Genomic DNA, 21,095 nt, shown 5'->3' on the forward strand with positions numbered 1-21,095 from the left:
GCCACGAAGGGCGCCATGTCGGCAAAGCTTTCGATCAGGTGGGGCAAGACGGTCTCCGGCCGCAGCCGGCCCATGCCTGCTGCGGCGAATCCCGGATTCTGTAAAGCCGCCAGCCCTGCGGCAACGAAGCAAAACGCATATGCAAGCGCCCTGCATGCACAAGCCGAACGGGCCGATCAAGCCGTTCAGGCGTTCAGGCGGACGTCACAGGGCCCTCAGGACTGCGCCATGCGCTGCGCGAGAAAGTCCAGGAAGGCCGTGATGCGCGCGGCCAGCGCCGTGTTGCGGTAGTAGACGGCGTGGATGGGCTGGCGCTGCTGCACGGTCTCGCGCGCCAGCACCTGCACCAGCTCGCCCTGGGCGCGATCGCGCACGGTCATGAAGTCGGCCAGGCAGACCACGCCCTGGCCGGCCAGGGCCAGCTGGCGCATGGTCTCGCCGCTGGAGGCCGTGAGCTGGGGCGCGGCATCCCAGCGGTCGCCGCCCTCGGGCGTGCGCAGCGGCCAGTGGTTCAGGCCGGGCACCTGGCTGTTGCCAATGCGCTGGTGGCGCGCCAGCGCGGCCACGCTCGCCACGGGACCATGGGCCTGCAGGTAGGCGGGGCTGGCCAGCACGCGCAGCACGCTGTGGCACAGCAGCCGCGCATGCAGCGTGGAATCGCGCAGCTCGCCGATGCGGATGGCGATGTCGGTGCGCTGGGCCAGCAGGTCGATGTGCAGGTCATCGGTGTTCAGCTCCAGCGTGATCAGCGGATAGAGCGCGCGGAACTCGCCGACCAGCGGCACGATGGCATGCAGCATGAAGGGCGAGGCCGCGTTGACGCGCAGCAGCCCGGCCGGCGCCTGGCGCCGCGCGGCCAGCTCCTCCTCGGCCGCGTCCAGAGCCTGCAGCACCTCGCGCGCGCGGGCCAGGAAGCGCTCGCCTTCCTCGGTCAGTTCCAGGCTGCGTGTGGTGCGCCGCACCAGGGTGGTGGCCAGTTTTTTCTCCAGGCGGGACAGGCTGCGGCTGATGCCCGAGGTGGTCTGTCCCAACTGCTCGGCCGCCGCCGTGATGCTGCCGCAGTCGATCACGGCGCGAAAGGCCTGCAACTCGTCCAGGGTGGTTTTCATGGGGCGCCAGCTTGGCGCAATTGTTGCTGCAGCGTCAAATATTTTCTGCAGATACCAGGCTTTATCTGCAAGCGTTAACCCGCCAGACTGCAGTCTTCGGGGCGTGGTTCCGCGCCTTGTTTGCTTTTTTGAAAGACCTGCATGACATCGACTGCCTCTCTCGCTTCCGTGGTGCCCGCGTTCGGCCTGGGCACCTTCCGCCTCAAGGATGAGGTGGTGCGCCACTCCGTGGGCCAGGCCCTGGAGGTGGGCTACCGCGCCATCGACACCGCCCAGATCTACGGCAATGAGGCCGATGTGGGTGCCGCCATCGCCGCCAGCGCCGTGTCGCGCGATCAGCTATTCCTCACCACCAAGATCTGGACCGAGAACCTGTCCGCCGACGCGCTGATCCCCAGCCTGGAGCGCAGCCTTGAAGCCCTGCGCACCGACCATGTGGAGCTGACGCTGATCCACTGGCCCTCGCGCAGCGTGCCGCTGGAGGACAGCCTGGGCGCGCTCATGCGCGCCAGGGAGCAGGGGCTGACGCGCCACATCGGCGTGTCCAACTTCAACATCGCGCTGCTGCAGCAATCCATCGCCGCCGTGGGCGCCGCGAACATCGCCACCAACCAGATCGAACTGAGCCCCTATCTGCAAAACCGCGCCGTCACCGACTTCGCACGCCAGCAGGGCATTCACACCACCTCGTACATGACGCTGGGCTACGGCAAGCTGCTGGCCGATCCCGTGCTGGCCGACATTGCCGCCGCCCACGGCGCCACGCCCGCCCAGGTGGCGCTGGCCTGGGCCATGGCCATGGGCTATGCCGTCATTCCCTCGTCCACCCAGCGCGCCCACCTGCAGGCCAACCTGGACAGCTGCCAGCTGGTGCTGGGCGCTGAAGAAATGCAGCGCATCGCCGCGCTGGAACGCGGCGACCGCCAGGTCAGCCCAGACGGCCTGGCTCCCGCCTGGGATTGAACGGGGTGCTGTGATCGGGGGCCTGCGCGGCCCGGCGAGCTTTGACCTGGAGCAACGCAATGGTGACCCTAGGGGTAGTACTAGGGTTATCACAGTATCGAACGACCGTGCTTTTTATGAGAATGCACGATTAGTCGAGACAACCAGGAGACAAGCAGCATGAGTGACCGCCCATGGCTGGGTGCCTATCCGGCAGGTGTGCCCGCCGACATCGATCCCTCCCAATACCCCTCGCTGGTGGCCCTGATGGAGGAGGCCTTCAGCCGCTACGCGGACCGTGTGGCCTATTCCTTCATGGGCAAGGAGCTGACCTACTCGCAGGTCGATGCGCAAAGCCGCGCCTTCGCTGCCTATCTGCAAAGCCTGGGCCTGGCGCGCGGCGACCGCGTGGCGCTGATGATGCCCAACGTGCCCCAGTACCCCGTGGCCGTGGCCGCCGTGCTGCGCGCCGGTTTCGTGGTGGTCAACGTCAACCCGCTGTACACGGCGCGCGAGCTGGAGCACCAGCTCAAGGACTCGGGCGCCAAGGCCATCGTCATCATCGAGAACTTCGCCCATACGCTGCAGGCCTGCAAGGCTGCCACTCCGGTGCAGCACATGGTGTTGTGCACCATGGGCGACCAGCTGGGCATGCTCAAGGGCGCCATCGTCAATTACGTGGTGCGCAAGGTCAAGAAGCTGGTGCCGCCGTTTTCGCTGCCTGGGGCAGTGCGCTTCAACGACGCGCTGGCCAAGGGCATGCGCTCGCCCTTCCAGGCGCCGCAGTTGCAGGCCTCCGACATGGCCCTGCTGCAGTACACGGGCGGCACCACGGGCGTCAGCAAGGGCGCGGTGCTGCTGCACAGCAACATCATCGCCAACGTGCTGCAGTCCGAGGCCTGGAACCAGCCCGCCATGGGCAAGGTGCCGGCCGGCGAGCAGCCCACCAGCATCTGCGCGCTGCCGCTGTACCACATCTTCGCCTTCACGGTGAACATGATGCTGTCCATGCGCACGGGCGGCAAAACCATCCTGATTCCCAATCCGCGCGACCTCAAGGCCACGCTCAAGGAACTGTCCACGCAGCGCTTTCACAGCTTCCCGGCCGTGAGCACGCTGTTCAACGGCCTGGCCAACCACCCGGACTTCAATACCGTGGACTGGTCGCACCTGAAGGTCTCGGTCGGCGGCGGCATGGCGGTGCAAAGCGCCGTGGCCCAGCTGTGGCTGCAAAAGACCGGCTGCCCCATCTGCGAGGGCTACGGCCTGTCGGAGACCAGTCCCTCGGTCAGCTGCAACCCCGTCAACTCCACCGAGTTCTCGGGCACCATCGGCGTGCCCCTGCCCAGCACCTGGATGAAGCTCGTCGATGACGAAGGAAACGACGTGACCACCATCGGCGAGCGCGGCGAGGTCGCCATCAAGGGCCCGCAGGTCATGGCCGCCTACTGGCAGCGCCCCGACGAAACCGCCAAGGTCTTCACCGCCGACGGCTACTTTCGCACCGGCGACATCGGCACCATGGACGAGCGCGGCTACTTCAAGATCGTGGACCGCAAGAAGGACATGGTCCTGGTCAGCGGCTTCAACGTCTATCCCAACGAAGTGGAGGACGTGGTCTCCAACTGCCCCGGCGTGCTCGAATGCGCTGTGGTCGGCGTGCCCGACGAGAAGACCGGCGAGGCCGTCAAGCTGGTCATCGTGCGCAGGGACGACAGCCTTACCGAGCAGGCCGTGCGCGATTTCTGCCACGACAACCTCACGGGCTACAAGCGGCCCCGCGTGATCGAATTCCGCACCGAACTGCCCAAGACCCCGGTCGGCAAGATCCTGCGCCGGGAGCTGCGCGACAGCAAGTAACGCAGGCGGCTTGCCGTGTTTGCAAAGAGGCGCTGCGGCGCCTCTTTTCATTGGGAGGGAACACGTCTTCAGAACACGCCCAGACCCGCCAGGACCAGCGCCGCCAGCGCCACGGCCGCCGCATTGAGGCAGGCCAGCGCAAAGCCGAAGCGCACCAGCTCGCCCTCTTCCTGCGCGGTGGTCCGTGCCAGGCCCAGCACCAGCATCACGACGGACAGGGAGCCCAGCGCCGCATGCCCGGCGGCGCTGTTGTGCACGGCGGCCAGCAGCAGGCGCGAGGACTCGGGCAGCAGGGCGATGGCGGGCATGAAGATCGCGTTGCCGCCCACATTGGAGCCCGTCATGTAGCCGGCCAGCGCACCGAAGGCCGCCACGATGGGCGCCAGGGCCGCAGGCGCCAGCTCGGCCAGCAGCTGCACCAGGCCGGACAGGAAACCGGCCTTGACCATCATCTGGGACATGGCCAGGAAGAAGAAGATGGTCAGCAGCGGGCGCTTGGCGCGGGCGGCCAGAGCACCAGCCAGGGCAACGCCACGGCCGGCCCCGCGCGCCAGCAGCAGTGCCAGCACCAGGGTCAGCGCCACGCCCGGGGAGGCCAGAGGCTTCCAGGCCACCTGGGCGCCCTGCACGATCCAGCGCTGGTCCCACTGCGTGGCCAGGGCCAGCAGCTTGAGCAGCACGATGGCAAGGGCGAGCGCCAGATACGGCCAGGCCTGTCGCGGCCAGCCGGGTGCCGCCTGGGCCGTGCCGCGCAGCAGCAGCGCGCGCACCAGCATGCCCAGCGCCACGGCAAAGCCCGCGCCCACGCCCGCCACCTCGGGGCCCAGCCAGCGGCTGATGCCATGCAGCACGCCCACGAACAGCAGGCCGAAGCCGCCCAGCAGCAGCCAGGCCCGCGCACCGCGCTCGCCGGCCAGCTGCAGGGACAGGGCGCCCAGCACCAGGAACACCGGCGCGCTGGTCAGCGAGGACACAGCGGCCAGCGCGACCGCGTCCACATGGGCCAGCGAGGCACCGATCACCGTGGCCAGGCCCAGCGTGCCCCAGGGCATGATGGCCATGCCCGCCAGCGCCATGCGCAGCGCGGCGCGCCGCTCGAACAGGCTCAGCAGCAGCGGCACGGTGGCGATCAGCGACACGCCAAAGCCCGTCATTGCCTCCAGCAGTGGCGCCAGGCCCAGCACGATGAACACCACCTGATCGGCCGGCCCCAGGCCCAGCGAGCGCACCCACTGGCTCAGCGCCTGGTTGACACCCATGCGTTCGATGAGGATCACGAAACCCAGGCCCGGCACGATCACGAAGGCTGTGCTCAGGAACAGCACGGCCGTGTCGCGCGCAGCGGCCAGCGCCGCCCCCGCAGGCGCGGCACTGGCGGCCAAGCCGGTCTCGGCCAGCCACAGCAGGGCGACCAGCGCGGCCCCGGCCAGGGCCGCCTGCACGGGCGGGCGGCGCAGCAGCATGAGCATGGACATCACAAGAAACACGGGAGACAGGTGGAGCAGGGTGGCCATGGGATGGGCTTTCTCGGCAGGCAGGTCCGCATGCAAAGGATGCGGAAAACGACGAAATACTATTTCGCGGCACCTGTTTTTTGGTCTCTGAATTGGGGGTGTTTGCGAGAAAATTTCTCACCCTCCAAAAGTCCTCGCTTCCCATGACCAAGCACACCGCCCACCCTGCTCACCTGGCCGACCTGGACGGCTTCGACCGCGCCATCCTGGCCATCGTCCAGCGCGACAGCACTGTGCCGCTGCGCCTGCTGGCCGAGCAGGTCAACCTGTCCACGGCCGCCGTGCAGCGCCGCCTCAAGCGCATGCAGGCCGAAGGCGTGATCACCGGCCAGGCCGCCACCGTGGACCCCACGCGCGTGGGCCGGCCCATCACCATCATCGTGGAGGTCATGACCGAGCGCACCAGCATCGACGCGCTCAACGCCATGAAGTCGCACTTCGCCGTGCCCGAGGTCCAGCAGTGCTACTACGTCACGGGCGAGGTGGACTTCGTGCTCGTCCTCACCGTGGCCACCATGCAGGAGTACGAGGCCCTGGCGCGGCGCCTGTTTGCCGAGAACCCCAACGTCAAATGGTTCAAGACCATCGTGGCGCTGGACCGCGTGAAGGTCGGGCTGGAAATTCCCTGCGAGTGAAGGCCCTTTGGCGCAATCTTGACAGCCGCGAAACGGCCGCCTACATTGAATGGAATGATCGTTCCAATTCAATGAGCCACCATGCGCACCAAGGACTTCGACCCCGATGACATCGCAGACGCCGCCATGCAGGTGTTCTGGCAGCGCGGTTACGCGGCCACCTCGGTGCAGGACCTGGTGGACGGCACGGGCCTGTCGCGCAGCAGCCTGTACGGCACCTTCGAGAACAAGCAGGGGCTGTTCCAGCATGCGCTGCGCCGCTATGAGGCCGTGACCACCTCCAACGTGGAACTGCTGTCCGGACCGGGACGCGCCCGGGACTTGGTGCGGCAGCTGCTGCTGCGCATCGTGCAGGACGAATTGAGCGATGCCGGGCGCCGTGGCTGCCTGGTCGCCAATGCCGCGCTGGAGCTGGCCGGCCATGACGAGGCCGTGGCCGAGAGGGTGGCCGGCAACTTCCAGCGCCTGCAAAAGGCGCTGGAAAAGCTCATCCTGCGCGGCCAGCAGGAAGGCGATATCACCGACAGCAAAAAGCCGCGCGCCCTGGCGCGCTTCGTCCTGAACACCGTGCAGGGACTGCGCGTGCTGGGCAAGGGCAGCAGCGCGCCGCAGCGCCGCCAGTGCCTGATGGATGTGGTCGACGTGGTCGACATGGCGCTGCAGGCGCAATAGCCGGCCACCCGCCACCCGCCGCCCGCATGTCGTGCCGTTGCGGGTTTTTATTTTCCTTGAATTGGAATGATCGTTCCAGTAATCCGGATTTCAGTTTTCCGTGTCTGTTTCACTCTCTCATCACCCTGGAGTTCTCATGCATTCAAACCTTCAAACCACCATTGCCGTGCTCGGCACGGGCCTGATCGGTGCGCCCGTCGCGCGCAACCTGCAACGCAAGGGCTTCACCGTCCGCGCCTGGAACCGGACGGCCGCCAAGGCCCAGGCCCTTGCGGCCGACGGCGTTCAGGCCTGTGGCGATGCGGCCGACGCCGTGCGTGGCGCCCGCATCGTCGTCACTGTGCTCAAGGACGGGCCGGCCGTGCTGCAGGCCATGCAGGCTGCAGCGCCAGCATTGCAGCCGGGCACACTGTGGCTGCAATTGAGCACGGTGGGTGTGGACGCCATCGCGCCGCTGGCGCAGTTCGCCGATCGGCATGGCCTGGTGTTCTACGACTGCCCCGTTCAGGGCACGCGCCAGCCGGCCGAGCAGGGCCAGCTGGTCATCCTGGCCGCAGGCCCGCTGGCGCAGCGCGGCCAGGTGCAGCCGGTGTTCGATGCCATTGGCAAACGCAGCCTGTGGATTGCGCAGCAGGCAGGCGCCGCCAGCCGGCTCAAGCTGGCGCTCAACCACTGGGCCTTCGCACTCACGCATGGCCTGGCCGAAAGCCTGGCGCTGGCCAAGGGGCTGGACATAGAGCCGGCCCTGGTGGTCGATGCCGTCACGGGCGGGCCCATGGACAGCGGCTTCTTCCAGGCCAAGGCCGCTGCCATGCTGTCAGGCCGCTACGACGCCAGCTTCACCGTGGCCAATGCCGTCAAGGACGCTCAACTGGTGGCCGATGCCGCCGCCGGCGCAGGCCTGCTGCTGGATGGTGCCCAGGCCGGGCTGCGCCGCTTCGAGCGCGCGCTGGCCGCCGGGCATGGCGACAAGGACATGGCGGCATCCCACCTGGCATCCCATCCAGCTTCCCATGCCTGAGATGCGCAGCGAGGAAAAGGCAATGAACCAGCCCATGGACACCTCTGGCGACACAGGCCTGCCGCTGGGCAGGCTGCTGGCCCTGGCGATGGCAGGCTTTCTGGCCATCATGACCGAGACCCTGCCGGCCGGCCTGCTGCCGCAGATCGGCACGGGACTGGCAGTGTCCGAAGCCATGGCCGGCCAGATGGTCACGCTGTACGCGCTGGGTTCGGTACTGGCCGCCATTCCCGTCGTGGTCGCCACGCGCAGCCTCAGGCGCCGGCCGCTGTTCATGGCGGCGGTGGGCGGGCTGCTGCTGTTCAACAGCCTCACTGCGCTGTCCGACCACTACGGCCTGACTCTGGTCGCCCGCTTTGCCGCAGGCATGGCTGCCGGCGTGATCTGGGGGCTGGTGGCCGGCTATGCGCGGCGCATGGTGCCGCCGCATCTGCAGGGGCGTGCACTGGCCGTGGCGGGTGTGGGCCAGCCGTTGGCCCTGGCGGCCGGCGTGCCGCTGGGCGCCTGGCTGGGCAGCCTGTTCGATTGGCGCGGCGTGTTCTGGGCGCTGTCCGCGCTTTGCCTGCTGCTGCTGGCCTGGGTGCGGCTGGGTGTGCCGGATTACGCCGGGCAGACGGCGCACCAACGTCAGCCCGTGGCGCGCATCCTGCTCGTGCCCGGCGTGCGTCCCGTGCTGCTGGCGCTGTTCGGCTGGATGCTGGCCCACAACATGCTCTACACCTTCATCGCGCCGTTCCTGGCTTCGGCGGGTCTGGGGCAAAGGGTGGATGGGGTGCTGCTGCTGTTCGGCCTTGCGGCCATTGCCGGCATCTGGCTCACGGGCCTGCTGGTGGACCGCTGGTTGCGCGCACTCACCGTGCTGAGCCTGGCCTTGTTTGCCGTGTCTGCGCTGGTGCTGGGGCTGGCCGGGCAGTCGGCCGTGGCCGTTCTGATCGGGGTTGCGGCCTGGGGGCTGAGCTTTGGCGGCGCACCCACGCTGCTGCAGACCGCGCTGGCCGACGCGGCAGGCGAGGGCGCCGACGTGGCCCAGTCCATGCTGGTGACGGTCTTCAACATGGCCGTGGCGAGCGGCGGCGTGGCCGGCGGACTGCTGCTGGGCTGGCGGGGTGCCTCCGCCTTGCCCTGGGCGCTGGCGGTGTTGGCACTGGCCTGCCTGTCCGTGGTCTGGCCGGCCAGCCATGCGGGCTTTCGGCCTGGGCGGCGCAGCATGGCTGCCTGAGGCACTGCCATCACTGTTCCCTCAACAGACGGGCCGCAAAGGGGCCACATGCCGCTGCGCATGTGGCCCTTGTTGCGTGCGATCAATCTTCCTATAATTGTTTTACCCCATGAACTGTGATTCATGGATAAAACAAATGGCGCCTTCCCCGCCATGATCCACCGACGTTGATGGAGAGACACATGTCCGAATCCGCTCAGAACACGCCCCGCACCTGGGATCAGCCCGAAGGCTCCAGCTTCGAACAATGGATGGAGTCGCGCGTGGCGCGGTTTTCCACGCGCAAGTACGACTTCGACGCGCTGAAGTTCCAGGCCGACTTCGACCCCAAGTACCGCCGTGGCCAGATGCGCTACATCGGCACGGGCGGCACGGGCGTGGCTGCGGACAGCAACACCATCCCGTCCGAGAACTTCACCTTCTCCACCATGGTCATCCCGGCCGGCAATGAAGGCCCCTCGCACCTGCACACCGATGTGGAGGAAGTCTTCTTCCTGATCCGCGGCAAGCTCAAGCTCGTGCTGGAGAAGGACGGCCAGCGCTTCGAGACCATCCTCACCGACCGCGACGTGGTCTCCGTGCCGCCCGGCGTGTACCGCGAGGAAATCAACATCGGCGACGAAGACGCGCTGATGTGCGTGATGCTGGGCGCCAAGAAGCCCATCACGCCCACATACCCGCCCGAGCACCCTCTGGCAAAAATCAAACGTTGAGTAGCGGGCCTGCCATGACCGCGCAGACGCTGCAGCGCATGGAACAGCGCCTTCAGGCGCAGTTCCCCGAACACCTCATCGCCCTGCCCGGTGGCGCTCAGGTCGCCTGGCGCGAGGCCGGCGACACGGCCTCGGACTTTGCCGTGGTGATGCTGCACGGCATCAGCTCGGGCGCCGCGTCCTGGATGGACGTGGCCCTGGCGCTGGCACCGCGCACGCGCGTGCTGGCCTGGGACGCGCCCGGCTATGGCCGCTCCACGCCGCTGGCACCCGACGCGCCCACGGGCGCCGACTACGCCCGCGTGCTGGAGCAGTCGCTGCAGGCGCTGGGCGTACGCCGCTGCCTGCTGGTGGGTCACTCGCTGGGTGCGCTCATGGGCACGCCCTGGGCGGTGCAGGCTGGTGCCGGGCGCGTGCGGCAACTGGTGCTGATCAGCCCCGCTGGCGGCTATGGCGCACCCGGCATGGGCGAGCAGCAGGCCAAGGTACGCCAGGGCCGTCTTGCGGCCCTGCAGGAAAAAGGCATCGAAGGCCTGGCCGCCGCCATCGACCAGCGCCTGGTCTCGCCCGCCGCGCCCGAGCCCGTGCGCCAATGGGTGCGCTGGAACACGGCGCGCCTGCATGCTGCCGGCTACGCCCAGGCCGTGGAGCTGCTGTGCGGCAGCGACCTGGGGCAGGCGGCGGGGCAACTGGCCATGCCGGTCGAGGTCTGGGTGGGCGAGCACGACGTGGTCACGCCGCCCGCCGCCTGCGCGGCCTGGGCCGCAAGGCTGGGCGCGCGGTACGTTACGCTTGCGGCAGCCGGCCATGCCTCTGTCGTCGAACAACCTGCGGATGTCGCACAGAGGCTGGCCCCCCTGCTGACCTGATGGCCTACCGGCCCGAATTGCGATGAGCGACACCTCCGAAACCCTCTCGAACGACAACGACCGCTACACCGTCCCCGCGCTGGAGCGCGGCCTGCGCCTGCTGGCCTGCTTCACGCCTTCGCAGCCCGTGTGGAGCGCGCCCGACCTGGCGCGCACCCTGGCGCTGCCGCGTTCCACGGTGTTCCGGATGCTGACGACGCTGGAGAACATGGGGTATCTGCAACGCTCGGGCACCGAGTACCGGCTGGGCCTGTCCGTGCTGCGCCTGGGCTACGACTACCTGTCCACCCAGCCGCTGGCTCAGCTGGCCGAGCCCGTGCTGCAGGCGCTGTGCGAGCGCCTGGGCTTCACCACCAACCTGGCGCTGCTGGACGGCACCTCCGTGGTCTACGTGGCGCGCATTGCGCCGGCCGGCGCCTTCCAGGGCGCCGTGCGCGTGGGCTCGCGCCTGCCGGCCCATGCCACCGTGCTGGGCCGCGCCCTGCTGCAGGACATGGACGCAGACCAACTGCGCGAACTCTTCGGCGGCAGCGAACTGCCGCAATTCTCGGAAAGCACGCCGCGTGACGTGCAGCAACTGCAGCAGCTGCTGCTGCAGGACCGCGAGCGCGGCTACGCCATGGGCGAGGGCTTCTACGAGCCCGGCGTCTCCAGCATTGCCGCACCCGTGCGCGATGCGCAGGGCCGCATCATCGCGGGCCTGGGCATGGCCGTGGCCTTTACCGAAATCGCACCCGGGCGTATGGCGCACTGGGTGGAACAGGTGCGCGAGGCCGCCGTCGAACTGACGGGCCACCTGCGCACCCAGCATCCTGGTTTTCTGCGCTGAGGAGACGGTGCCCCCACCGGCCTTCAGCGCGTTCTTGCTCAGAAAGAAATGACGATGAATATTGCTGTGATTGGCTGCGGTGCGATTGGCGCCAGCGTGCTCGAACTGCTCAAGGGCCATGCCGCGGTGCAGGTGGGCTGGGTGCTTGTGCCCGAAGTGACGGACGCCGTGCGCGCCACCCTGGCCCGGCATGCGCCCCAGGCCCACGCGCTGCCTGCGCTGGCGGCCGAAGACCGGCCAGACCTCATCGTCGAATGCGCAGGCCATACCGCCATCGAAGAGCATGTGCTGCCCGCCCTGCAGCGCGGCATTCCTGCCGTCGTGGCCTCCATCGGCGCACTCAGCGCCCCCGGCATGGCCGAGGCCGTGCAGGCCGCGGCCGAGGCCGGAGGCACCCAGGTGCAATTGCTGTCGGGCGCCATCGGCGGCGTGGATGCGCTGGCCGCAGCCCGCATCGGCGGCCTGGACGAAGTGGTCTACACCGGCCGCAAGCCGCCCCTGGCCTGGACCGGCACGCCCGCAGAACAGCGCTGCGACCTCGCCAGCCTCAAGGAAGCCTTCTGCATCTTCGAAGGCAGCGCACGCGAGGCCGCCCAGCTCTACCCCAAGAACGCCAACGTGGCCGCCACCCTGTCGCTGGCCGGCATGGGCCTGGACCGCACCACGGTGCGCCTGTACGCCGACCCGGCCGTGGACGAGAACGTGCACCATGTGGCCGCGCGCGGCGCCTTCGGTTCCATGGAATTGACCATGCGCGGCAAGCCGCTGGAGGCCAACCCCAAGACCTCGGCCCTCACCGTCTACAGCGTGGTGCGCGCCGTGCTCAACCAGGCCACGGCCATCGCCATCTGAGCCGCACCGGGCACAGGCTCGCGGCACAATGGGCACTTTCGCCCCGCAGGCGGCCCCCGGGCCGCCTTTGCTTTTTGCCTGTGCCGTTGAAACGTTGAAAGAGAAGCCACCATGACCATCGCCATCCTCAGTGCCCTGCCGCAGGAACAGGAAGGCCTGGTCCATGCCCTGTCCGACGCCCAGGGCACGGCCCACGCCGGCCGCATGTTCTGGCGCGGGCGCCTGCATGGGCACGACGTGGTCTGCGCGCTGTCGGGCATAGGCAAGGTGGCAGCGGCCACCACGGCCACGGCGCTGATCGAGCGCTTCGGCGTACGCCGCATCGCCTTCACCGGCGTCGCCGGTGGCCTGGGCGAAGGCGTGCGCGTGGGCGATGTCGTCGTGGCCGACGAATACCTGCAGCACGACCTGGACGCCTCGCCCATCTTCCCGCGCTGGGAAATGCCCGGCTACGGCCGCACGCGCCTGCCCTGCGACCCCGAAATGACGGCCGCGCTGCTGGCCGCTGCCCAGGCCTGCGTGGCCGAGGCGGGCGAAGACCTGCGCGCCGCCCACGCCACCACGGCGCCGCGCGCGCACCAGGGGCTGATTGCCAGCGGTGACCAGTTCGTGGGCACGGCGGGCGCTTCTTCCGCGCTGGCGCACGGCCTGCGTGCTGCAGGGCATGAGGTGCTGGCGGTGGAGATGGAAGGGGCTGCGGTGGCGCAGGCTTGCCTGGACTATGGCGTGCCGTTTGCGGCCATGCGGACGGTTTCTGATCGGGCGGATGACAGTGCGCATGTGGACTTTGCAGAGTTTGTGAGGGTGGTGGCGAGTCGGTATGCGTTGCGGGTTGTTGATGGGTTTTTGCGGCGGCTTGCTGTTTGATTTTTGACGCTGGTGGGGGCGTTTTTTGACCCTGCCGGGGGGTGTTTTTCGAGGCCGGGTTTCGGCCCGGCGGCCGACCTACTTTCTTGTCTTGCTACAAGAAAGTAGGCAAAGAAAAGCACCCCGAATGTCCGCGACCCCTTCGCTGCGCTACGGGGCAACCTGCGTCGGGCCACCTGCGGGGTTCGCCGTGAAACTCACTTCGCGCTGCGCGCTACGTTCAGACAATCACGGCGAGTCAGATGACGAAGCAAGCCTGTCCTTCGGCAGGCTTGCAACCCCGCAGGCGGCCCGACGCAGGCGCTGACATACGGGGAGTTTGCTCGGGCCTTCGCTGCGCTCGGCCGGATGTGGCCGCACTCGTGGCTATGGGCTTTGAGTGTGGTCGCAACCTACGCTCTGGCTTCGCCTTGCACATAGTCGGCCAGTGACTCAGCGCCGTCGCGGATGGCGCGCAGTGCGTGAGCCATGGCTTGCGGACGTCGCAAGTCTTCTGGTGCATTGAGGCTGGCCAATGCAAGTTGGGCCAGGGCCCATATTTCGTTGCAGCCTTCCTGTACCCATCCATTGGTGTCGGTGATGGTGCGAGCCAGTTGCTCGAAGCTGGCGCGCGTGGGAAGAGCGGTGCGCTGATCGTTCATGTTTTCGTACTCCTGTGCGAGACGGAAACACCCGACCTGCGTTTTCAAGCGCAGAAAGGGTGGATGGGATGTTGAAAACACGCACACAGACGTGCGGGCAGCCTTGCGGGTAGCCCCATCCCATCCAAAACCGTGTGGACGTGCGGGTGCGATGCCCACTGTCCAAGTGTTCAGACGTGACGAGGCCTCTCTTTCGGGGAGGCTCTGCCGCTGTGTGTTGATGGTGTTTTCAAGCACCAGCCCCGGAACAGGGGGCCACCGAAATCATAGAGGCATTCCACAACCCCGCCTCAAACCCCAGGCCGAGCGAAGCGACCGCCCGCACCCACTCCCCGTATGAACGCGCCTGCGGCGTGGTGGTTGCGGGGTTGCAGTCCTGCCGAAGGACAGGACTGCTTCGTCATCTGGCTCGCTGCGGTCGGCCGCCGGGCCGAAACCCGGCCCCCGCCCACAGGGCGGGCATGTCCTCACAAGCCATAAAAAGCCCCATCCAAAACACACCCAGACACACCTCTGTCATCCATTTCCCACACCCCTCCGTGTTTTCCCCAATCCCCCCCCGCCCCATCAGTCCTAAACTCACGCTTGTTTCAAGAAAAAAGTGTCATTTCAAATTTGAAACAGACACAAACCCCCTTCGATTGAGGTACGCCATGAACACCACGCCCTCCACAGGCCAGCTTGCCGGCCGCCGCATCCTCGTCACAGGCTCGGCGCGCGGCCTGGGCTTTGCGTTCGCCAAGGCCTTTTGCGAGCAGGGCGCGCGTGTCGCCATGGCCGATCTGCGCGAGGAGCTGCTGGCCGAGTCCGTGGCCCGGCTGCGTGCGCAGGGCTTCGAGGCCCATGGCTTCGGGCTGGATGCCGGCAATCCGGAGTCGATAGAGCGCTGCGCGCAGCAGGCCGTGCAGGCGCTGGGCGGGCTGGACGGCCTGGTGAACAACGCGGCCGTGACCGATTCGGGCGGCAAGGGCATGGACGACATCGATCTGGACAAGTGGGACCAGGTGATGAACGTGAACGTGCGCGGCGTTTGGCTGATGACGCGGGCCTGCCGCGCCGCGCTGCGCGACAGCGGCCGGGGCGCCATCGTCAACCTGGCGTCCGACACCGCGATGTGGGGCGCCCCCAACCTGATGGCCTATGTGGCCAGCAAGGGCGCGGTGATGGCCATGACGCGTTCCATGGCGCGCGAGCTGGGCGCCGACGGCATCACCATCAACGCCGTGGCGCCGGGCCTGGTGCTGGTGGAGGCCACGGAGTACGTGCCCGAGCACCGCCACCGCCTGTACATCGACCAGCGTGCGCTGCAGCGCGAGCAGCGGCCCGAGGATGTGTCGGGCGCCGTGGCCTATGCGCTGTCCGATGGCGCGCGCTTCGTGACGGGGCAGGTGCTGCCCGTCAACGGCGGCTTCGTCATGAATTGAAGGGGTTTCGCCATGACCGACACCACCCCTTCCGGGAATGCCGAGAGCGCCGAGAGCGCGGACAACGGCGCCGACAAGTACATGGTGCCCGCGCTGGAGCGCGGCCTGCGCCTGCTGCAGGAGTTCGGGCGCGGCAATGCCACGCTGGGCGCGCCCGAGCTGGCCCGCCGCCTGCAGCTGCCGCGCGCCACGATTTTCCGCATGCTCAACACGCTGGAGGCCATGGGCTTTCTGCAGCGTGCCGAGGGCAGCAATGACTACCGGCTGGGCCTGTCCGTGCTGCGCCTGGGCTTCGAGTTCCTGTCGTCCATGGACCTGACCGAGCTGGGCCAGCCCGTGATCGCGCGGCTGTGCGGCGAGATCCGCTATCCCTGCAACATCGTGGTGCGCGATGGCCGTTCCATCGTCTACGTGGCCAAGGTCACGCCGCCCACGCCGCTGACCAGTTCGGTGCGTGTGGGCACGCGCCTGCCCGCCCATGCCACGGCCCTGGGCCGCGTGCTGTTGGCCGACCTGTCCCTGCCCGAGCTGCGCGCGCTCTATCCCGAAGACCACCTGGAAGCGCACACGCCCAAGACGCCGCGCACGGTGCTGGACCTGTTCAACCTGGTCGAGGCCGACCGCGAGCGCGGCCATGTGTTCAGCGAGGGCTTCTACGAAAGCTCCATCTGCACCATCGCCGCCCCCGTGCGCGACCACAGCGGCCGCGTGGTGGCGGCGCTGGGCACGACGGTCCCCGCGCCCCATGTGGAGGAGGGCCGTGCCGAGACCCTGATCGCCGGCGTCTGCGACGCGGCGGCCGAGCTGTCCGAGCTGCTGAACTACCGCCCGCAAACGCAGACGCAGACGGCACAGCTGCTTTCCCTCAATTCCCGGCGCGCAGGAGGCGGCCATGTTTGATTCCCAACTCAAGGACACCACGGCCGTCGTCACCGGCGGCTCTTCGGGCATTGGCCTGGCCACGGTCGATCTGCTGCTGTCGCAGGGCGCGCGTGTCGCCCTGTGCGGGCGCAGCGCCGAACGCCTGGAGCAGGCCGTGCAGCAACTGCGCGGACGCCATCCCGAGGCCCGCCTGTTCGCCCAGGCCTGCGACGTGCTCGACGCCGCCCAGGTGCAGCAATTCGCGCGCGACAGCGAGGCTGCGCTGGGTCCGGCCTCCATCCTCGTGAACAACGCGGGCCAGGGCCGGGTCTCGACGTTTGCCAGCACCGACGATGCGGCCTGGACCGAGGAGCTGCACCTGAAGTTCTTCTCGGTGCTGCATCCCACGCGCGCCTTTTTGCCGCAGCTCGAGCGCATGGCTGAGCCGGCCATCGTCTGCGTCAATTCGCTGCTGGCCTCGCAGCCCGAGCCGCACATGGTGGCCACCTCGGCCGCGCGCGCCGGCCTCAAGAACCTGGTGCGCTCCATGGCCACCGAGTTCGCGCCCAAGGGCGTGCGCGTCAACGGCATCCTGGTCGGCCTGATCGAGTCCGGCCAGTGGCGCCGCCGCTTCGAGGCGCGCGAGGACCGCAGCCAGGACTGGAACGCCTGGAGCGCCGACCTCGCCCGCAAGAAGTCCATTCCGCTGGGCCGCCTGGGCTCGCCCGACGAGGCCGCACGCGCCATCTTCTATCTCGCCACGCCCCTGTCCTCCTACACGACCGGCAGCCACATCGACGTCTCCGGTGGCCTTGCACGGCAAGCGTAGTGCTCCAGCCCCTTCACCCGATTCAAAGCAGAACATGACTTCTTCCGCATCCAAAATCACCGTCGGCGCCGTTGTGGCCCAGTTCCTCGAACACTGCGGCGTGCAGGCCGCGTTCGGGGTGATCTCCATCCACAACATGCCCATCCTGGACGCGATGAATGCGCGCGGCCATGTCCGCTTCGTGATGGCGCGCGGCGAGGCCGGGGCCGGCAATATGGCCGATGCCTGCGCGCGTTCCACCTCCAGCCTGGGCGTGTGCATCACCAGCACCGGCCCGGCCGCCGGCAACATCGCCGGCAGCCTGGTGGAGGCCTATACGGCCGGCACGCCGCTGCTGCACATCACGGGCCAGATCGAGACGCAGTACCTGGACCAGAAGCTGTCGTACATCCACGAGGCGCCTGACCAGCTGACCATGCTGGGCGCCGTGTCCAAGGCGGCGTTCCGCGTGCGCAGCGCCGAGACCTGCCTGTCCACCCTGAAGGCTGCCGTGCAGACCGCCATGACCGCGCCCACGGGGCCGGTGAGCGTGGAGATTCCCATCGACATCCAGCAGACCGTGATCGACATGCCGGCCGACCTGTCGCCGCTGCCGGTGGCCGTGCTGGCCCCCAGCGAGGCATCGCTGGATGCGCTGGCCGACACGCTGGCCAAGGCACGCCGCCCGCTGCTGTGGCTGGGTGGCGGCGCACGCCACGCAGTCGCTGCCGTGCAGCGCCTGAAGGCGCTGGGCTTCGGCATCGTCAGCACGGGCCAGGGCCGCGGCATCGTGGCCGAGGACGATCCGGCCTCGCTGGGCGCCTACAACATCCAAAAGCCCGTGGAGGCCTTCTACCAGCGCTGCGACGCCATGCTGGCCGTGGGCACGCGCCTGCGCAGCAATGAGACGCTGAAGTACGAACTGAAGCTGCCGCGCCCGCTGCTGCGCATCGATGTGGACGCCGCCCAGCAGGGCCGCTGCTACGCCGATGACGGCTTTGTCTGCGGCGACTCGGCCTTGGCGCTGACAGGCCTGGCCGACCGGCTGGAGGCGCGCGGCTACAAGGCCGACCCCGAGCTGCTGGCCGACCTGCGCCAGGTGCACGACGAGGCCGTGGCCACCATGCGCGACGGCCTGGGCCCGTACAGCGTGCTGGTGCAGGAGCTGCAAAAGGCCGTGGGCCGCAACTTCAACTGGGTGCGTGACGTGACCGTCTCCAACAGCACCTGGGGCAACCGCGAGCTGCGCTTTTTCGAGCCCAACGCGGGCGTGCACGCCACGGGCGGCGGCATCGGCATGGGCATGCCCATGGCCATCGGCGCGGCCGTGGGCGCGGCGGTCAGCGGCTCGGGCCGCAAGACGCTGGGCCTGGCGGGCGATGGCGGCTTCATCCTGAACCTGGGCGAGCTGGCCACGCTGGTGCAGGAAGAGTGCGACACCCTGATCGTGCTGATGAACGACCAGCGCTATGGCGTGATCCAGAACATCCAGGACGCCTCCTACGGCGGCCGCCGCTGCTATGTGGAGCTGCACACGCCCGACTACGCGCAGCTGTGCGCCTCCATCCAGCTGCCCCATGCCCGCGTGCAAGACCTCAAGGAGCTGCCGGCGGTGCTGCAGTCGGCCTGGACGAAGAAGGGCCCCTTCCTGCTGGAGATCGACATGCGCGCCATCGGCAATTTCAAGGCCACGTTCTCGGGCCCGCCCGTGAACAAGCTGGACCAGATTCCGGCCACCACCACGGCCACCAAGGCCGCCTGAGGCGGCTGGATTCGAACGAACGAGAGAGGCTCACCATGTCGAACCTGGAACTGCTCCCCATCAATATCGCCGGCGAATGGCGCCTGGGCGGCGGTGGCGAATCCACCACGCTCTATCCCGCCACCGGCGAAGTGGTGGGCCGCCTGCGCGCGCCCAGCCTGGAGGATGTGGAGGAGGCCATCCAGAAGGCCGACCACGCCTTCCGCACCAGCGGCTGGGCCCAGAAAAAGCCCCATGAGCGCGCGGCCGTGCTGCACCGCGTGGCCCAGCTGATCCGCGAGCGCGCCGAGCCCCTGGCCCAGCTGCAGCGCCTGGACAACGGCAAGCCCATCAAGGAAACACGCATGCTGGTGGCCAGCGCCGCCGCCACCTTCCAGTTCTTTGCAGCGGCCTGCGAGACCATGGAGGAAACCATCACGCCCTCGCGCGGCGACTTCATGACCATGAGCGTGTACGAGCCCATGGGCGTGGTGGCGGCCATCACGCCGTGGAACTCGCCGATCGCCAGCGAGGCGCAAAAGCTCGCTCCGGCGCTGGCCGCCGGCAACGCCGTGGTCGTCAAGCCCGCCGAGGCCACGCCGCTGCTGGCGCTGGAGCTGGCCAGGATCTGCGAAGAGGCCGGCGTGCCCAAGGGCCTGGTCAGCGTGCTGCCGGGCCGTGGCTCGGTGATTGGCGATGCCATCACCAAGCATCCGCTGGTCAAGCGCGTGTCGTTCACGGGCGGCACGTCCACGGGCAAGCACATCGCCCACATCGCGGCCGACAAGATGATGCCGGTCTCGCTGGAGCTGGGCGGCAAGTCGGCCACCATGGTGCTGGCCGATGCCGACATCGACCATGCCGTCAACGGCGTGCTCTACGGCATCTTCAGCTCCTCGGGCGAGTCGTGCATCGCGGGCTCGCGCCTGTTCGTGGCGCGCAGCCTGCATGCCGAATTCATGCAGCGCCTCACGGCCAAGGCCGCCGCGCTGCAGGTGGGCGACCCGGCCGACGAGCGCACGCAGATGGGGCCGCTGATCACCGCCAAGCACCGCGAATCCATAGAGAGCTATGTGGCCCTGGGCCTGTCCGAGGGCGGCCGGCTGCTCACGGGCGGCCAGCGGCCCGAGGGCGCGCAGTTCGAGCGTGGCTACTACTACCGCCCGACCATCATCGACGGCGTGAAGAACGACTGGCAGATCTGCCAGCAGGAAATCTTCGGCCCCGTGCTCGTGGCCATGCCCTTCGACAACGAGGACGACCTGCTTGCCCAGGCCAACGACAGCGTCTACGCGCTGGCCGCCGGCATCTGGACGCGCGACTACAAGAGCGCCTGGCGCATTGGCCGCGCCGTGCAGGCCGGCACGGTCTGGATCAACACCTACAAGCAGTTCTCCATCTCCACGCCCTTCGGCGGCTGGCGCGACAGCGGCCTGGGCCGCGAGAAGGGACGGCTGGGCATACAGCAGTACATGGAGCAAAAGAGCATGTACTGGGGCTTGAACGAGAGCCCCATCGCTTGGGCAAATTGAAGGAGCACGACATGAGCGTACTGGGCATAGACGAAATCACCTACGGCGCGGACGACCTGGCCACCTGCCGCCGCTTTTTCCTGGACTGGGGCCTGGCGCTGGTCCAGGAAGCGGACGACAGGCTGGTGTTCGAGACCCTCAACGGCTGCCGCGTGATCGTGGCCGCCGTGGACCATCCCGATCTGCCGCCCGCCATCGAGGCCGGCCCCACGCTGCGCGAAGTGGTCTGGGGTGTGGAAAGCGAGGCGGACCTTGCGCTGTACGCCGGTCGCATCGCCGCGCTGCCGGGCTTCACACAGGGCCAGGGGCGCATAGGCTGCACCGACCCCAACGGCCTGTCCGTGCGCCTGCAGGTCACGCAAAAGCGTGATGTGGATGTGCAAGGCGCCGCCTACAACACCTGGAACCGCAAGGACCGCGTCAACCAGGCCAGCCCCGCCTACGAACGCGCCCAGCCCATCGAGGTCGGCCATGTGGTGTTCTTCGTCAAGGACGTGCAGGCCTGCGAGCGCTTCTACGTGGACAACTTCGGCTTCGCGGCCTCGGACCGCTACCCCGAGCGCGGCGCCTTCCTGCGCTGCGCACCCGACGGCGGCCACCACGACATCTTCCTGCTGCAGCGCCCGGCCAAGGACGCGGGCCTGAACCACGTGGCCTTCACGGTGCGCGACATCCACGAGGTCTTCGGCGGCGGCATGCACATCTCGCGCTGCGGCTGGGATACCCAGCTGGGTCCGGGCCGCCATCCCGTGTCCTCGGCCTATTTCTGGTACTTCCGCAATCCGGCCGGCGCTCTGGTCGAGTACTACGCCGATGAGGACCAGCTCACCGCCGACTGGCAGCCGCGCGAGTTCGAGCCCGGCCCCACGGTGTTTGCCGAATGGGCCATCGATGGCGGCATCGACGGCAACACCCGGCGCCAAAAGGGCGTGGGTACCAGCGACGGGAAATTCATCACCGACAAGCGGCATTGAGACCGCGCCTGA

At 68.2% G+C, this 21,095-nt stretch carries 20 protein-coding genes; 17 read left to right on the top strand and 3 right to left on the bottom strand.

Annotated features, from left to right (window positions below; all coding sequences use genetic code 11):
• Positions 1-215 precede the first annotated feature (215 nt).
• Positions 216-1,109 carry a LysR family transcriptional regulator gene (locus DA1_RS25520; protein ID WP_034389866.1) on the bottom strand — a complete coding sequence of 298 codons (894 nt, stop codon included), beginning with the start codon at positions 1,107-1,109 and terminating at the stop codon, positions 216-218.
• A gap of 141 nt (positions 1,110-1,250) precedes the next feature.
• Between DA1_RS25520 and dkgB the strand changes: the two genes are divergently transcribed.
• Together dkgB and DA1_RS25530 are read left to right on the top strand one after the other, a co-directional pair.
• Complete coding sequence (gene dkgB, locus DA1_RS25525; RefSeq protein ID WP_034389868.1) at positions 1,251-2,072, top strand: 2,5-didehydrogluconate reductase DkgB; 822 nt, start codon at positions 1,251-1,253, stop codon at positions 2,070-2,072.
• Positions 2,073-2,231: 159 nt separating this feature from the next.
• On the top strand, positions 2,232-3,911 hold the full coding sequence (locus DA1_RS25530; RefSeq protein WP_034389869.1) for a long-chain-fatty-acid--CoA ligase: 1,680 nt from the start codon (positions 2,232-2,234) through the stop codon (positions 3,909-3,911).
• Between the two features lie 68 nt (positions 3,912-3,979).
• On the opposite strand, the gene DA1_RS25535 is transcribed toward DA1_RS25530, so the two are convergent.
• A complete protein-coding gene (locus DA1_RS25535; RefSeq protein ID WP_034398085.1) occupies positions 3,980-5,425 on the bottom strand; it encodes a hypothetical protein in 1,446 nt (481 codons plus the stop codon).
• Between the two features lie 143 nt (positions 5,426-5,568).
• Here DA1_RS25535 and DA1_RS25540 point away from each other — a divergent pair, with 143 nt between their 5' ends.
• From DA1_RS25540 to DA1_RS25580, 9 genes are all read left to right on the top strand, one after another.
• Positions 5,569-6,060 (top strand): Lrp/AsnC family transcriptional regulator, encoded by a 492-nt coding sequence (locus DA1_RS25540; RefSeq protein WP_016449824.1) that lies wholly within the window; start codon positions 5,569-5,571, stop codon positions 6,058-6,060.
• A gap of 81 nt (positions 6,061-6,141) precedes the next feature.
• Positions 6,142-6,732 carry a TetR/AcrR family transcriptional regulator gene (locus DA1_RS25545; protein ID WP_013804518.1) on the top strand — a complete coding sequence of 197 codons (591 nt, stop codon included), beginning with the start codon at positions 6,142-6,144 and terminating at the stop codon, positions 6,730-6,732.
• Positions 6,733-6,868: 136 nt separating this feature from the next.
• Positions 6,869-7,753 carry an NAD(P)-dependent oxidoreductase gene (locus DA1_RS25550; protein WP_016449823.1) on the top strand — a complete coding sequence of 295 codons (885 nt, stop codon included), beginning with the start codon at positions 6,869-6,871 and terminating at the stop codon, positions 7,751-7,753.
• A 22-nt stretch (positions 7,754-7,775) separates the two neighbouring features.
• A complete protein-coding gene (locus tag DA1_RS25555; protein WP_034398088.1) occupies positions 7,776-8,972 on the top strand; it encodes an MFS transporter in 1,197 nt (398 codons plus the stop codon).
• 182 nt (positions 8,973-9,154) lie between these two features.
• Positions 9,155-9,685: a cupin domain-containing protein gene (locus DA1_RS25560; protein ID WP_012202881.1), complete on the top strand. Its 531-nt coding sequence runs from the start codon at positions 9,155-9,157 to the stop codon at positions 9,683-9,685.
• Between the two features lie 14 nt (positions 9,686-9,699).
• The gene (locus DA1_RS25565) at positions 9,700-10,554 is read left to right on the top strand and encodes an alpha/beta fold hydrolase (protein ID WP_034389871.1); all 855 of its coding nucleotides are present in this window, start codon (positions 9,700-9,702) and stop codon (positions 10,552-10,554) included.
• Positions 10,555-10,576: 22 nt separating this feature from the next.
• A complete protein-coding gene (locus tag DA1_RS25570; protein WP_012202883.1) occupies positions 10,577-11,383 on the top strand; it encodes an IclR family transcriptional regulator in 807 nt (268 codons plus the stop codon).
• A 54-nt stretch (positions 11,384-11,437) separates the two neighbouring features.
• Complete coding sequence (locus DA1_RS25575) at positions 11,438-12,235, top strand: aspartate dehydrogenase (protein ID WP_034389872.1); 798 nt, start codon at positions 11,438-11,440, stop codon at positions 12,233-12,235.
• A gap of 111 nt (positions 12,236-12,346) precedes the next feature.
• Entirely contained in the window at positions 12,347-13,102 is a 756-nt protein-coding gene (locus DA1_RS25580; protein ID WP_034389873.1) for a 5'-methylthioadenosine/adenosylhomocysteine nucleosidase, read from the top strand.
• Between the two features lie 392 nt (positions 13,103-13,494).
• Here the strand turns inward: DA1_RS25580 and DA1_RS25585 are convergent, their stop codons facing one another.
• Complete coding sequence (locus tag DA1_RS25585; RefSeq protein WP_034389875.1) at positions 13,495-13,743, bottom strand: hypothetical protein; 249 nt, start codon at positions 13,741-13,743, stop codon at positions 13,495-13,497.
• A gap of 653 nt (positions 13,744-14,396) precedes the next feature.
• On the opposite strand from DA1_RS25585, the gene DA1_RS25590 reads away from it, so the two are divergent.
• Genes DA1_RS25590 through DA1_RS25615 form a run of 6 tightly spaced genes read left to right on the top strand, consistent with a single transcriptional unit; the run spans position 14,397 to position 21,083 of the window.
• Positions 14,397-15,167, top strand: coding sequence for an SDR family oxidoreductase (locus tag DA1_RS25590; RefSeq protein ID WP_012202888.1), 771 nt, complete (start codon positions 14,397-14,399; stop codon positions 15,165-15,167).
• Between the two features lie 12 nt (positions 15,168-15,179).
• Entirely contained in the window at positions 15,180-16,067 is an 888-nt protein-coding gene (locus DA1_RS25595; protein WP_034389876.1) for an IclR family transcriptional regulator, read from the top strand.
• The gene (locus tag DA1_RS25600; RefSeq protein WP_034389877.1) at positions 16,060-16,857 is read left to right on the top strand and encodes an SDR family oxidoreductase; all 798 of its coding nucleotides are present in this window, start codon (positions 16,060-16,062) and stop codon (positions 16,855-16,857) included. The genes DA1_RS25595 and DA1_RS25600 overlap by 8 nt, the downstream gene beginning before the upstream one ends.
• 34 nt (positions 16,858-16,891) lie before the next feature.
• Positions 16,892-18,598: a thiamine pyrophosphate-binding protein gene (locus tag DA1_RS25605; RefSeq protein ID WP_034389878.1), complete on the top strand. Its 1,707-nt coding sequence runs from the start codon at positions 16,892-16,894 to the stop codon at positions 18,596-18,598.
• Positions 18,599-18,633: 35 nt separating this feature from the next.
• The gene (locus DA1_RS25610; protein ID WP_034389880.1) at positions 18,634-20,109 is read left to right on the top strand and encodes an aldehyde dehydrogenase; all 1,476 of its coding nucleotides are present in this window, start codon (positions 18,634-18,636) and stop codon (positions 20,107-20,109) included.
• Positions 20,110-20,120: 11 nt separating this feature from the next.
• Positions 20,121-21,083 carry a VOC family protein gene (locus DA1_RS25615; RefSeq protein WP_013804506.1) on the top strand — a complete coding sequence of 321 codons (963 nt, stop codon included), beginning with the start codon at positions 20,121-20,123 and terminating at the stop codon, positions 21,081-21,083.
• The last annotated feature ends 12 nt before the right edge of the window (positions 21,084-21,095 follow it).

It is taken from the genome of Delftia acidovorans NBRC 14950 (genome assembly GCF_001598795.1).
Lineage (GTDB): Bacteria > Pseudomonadota > Gammaproteobacteria > Burkholderiales > Burkholderiaceae_C > Comamonas > Comamonas acidovorans.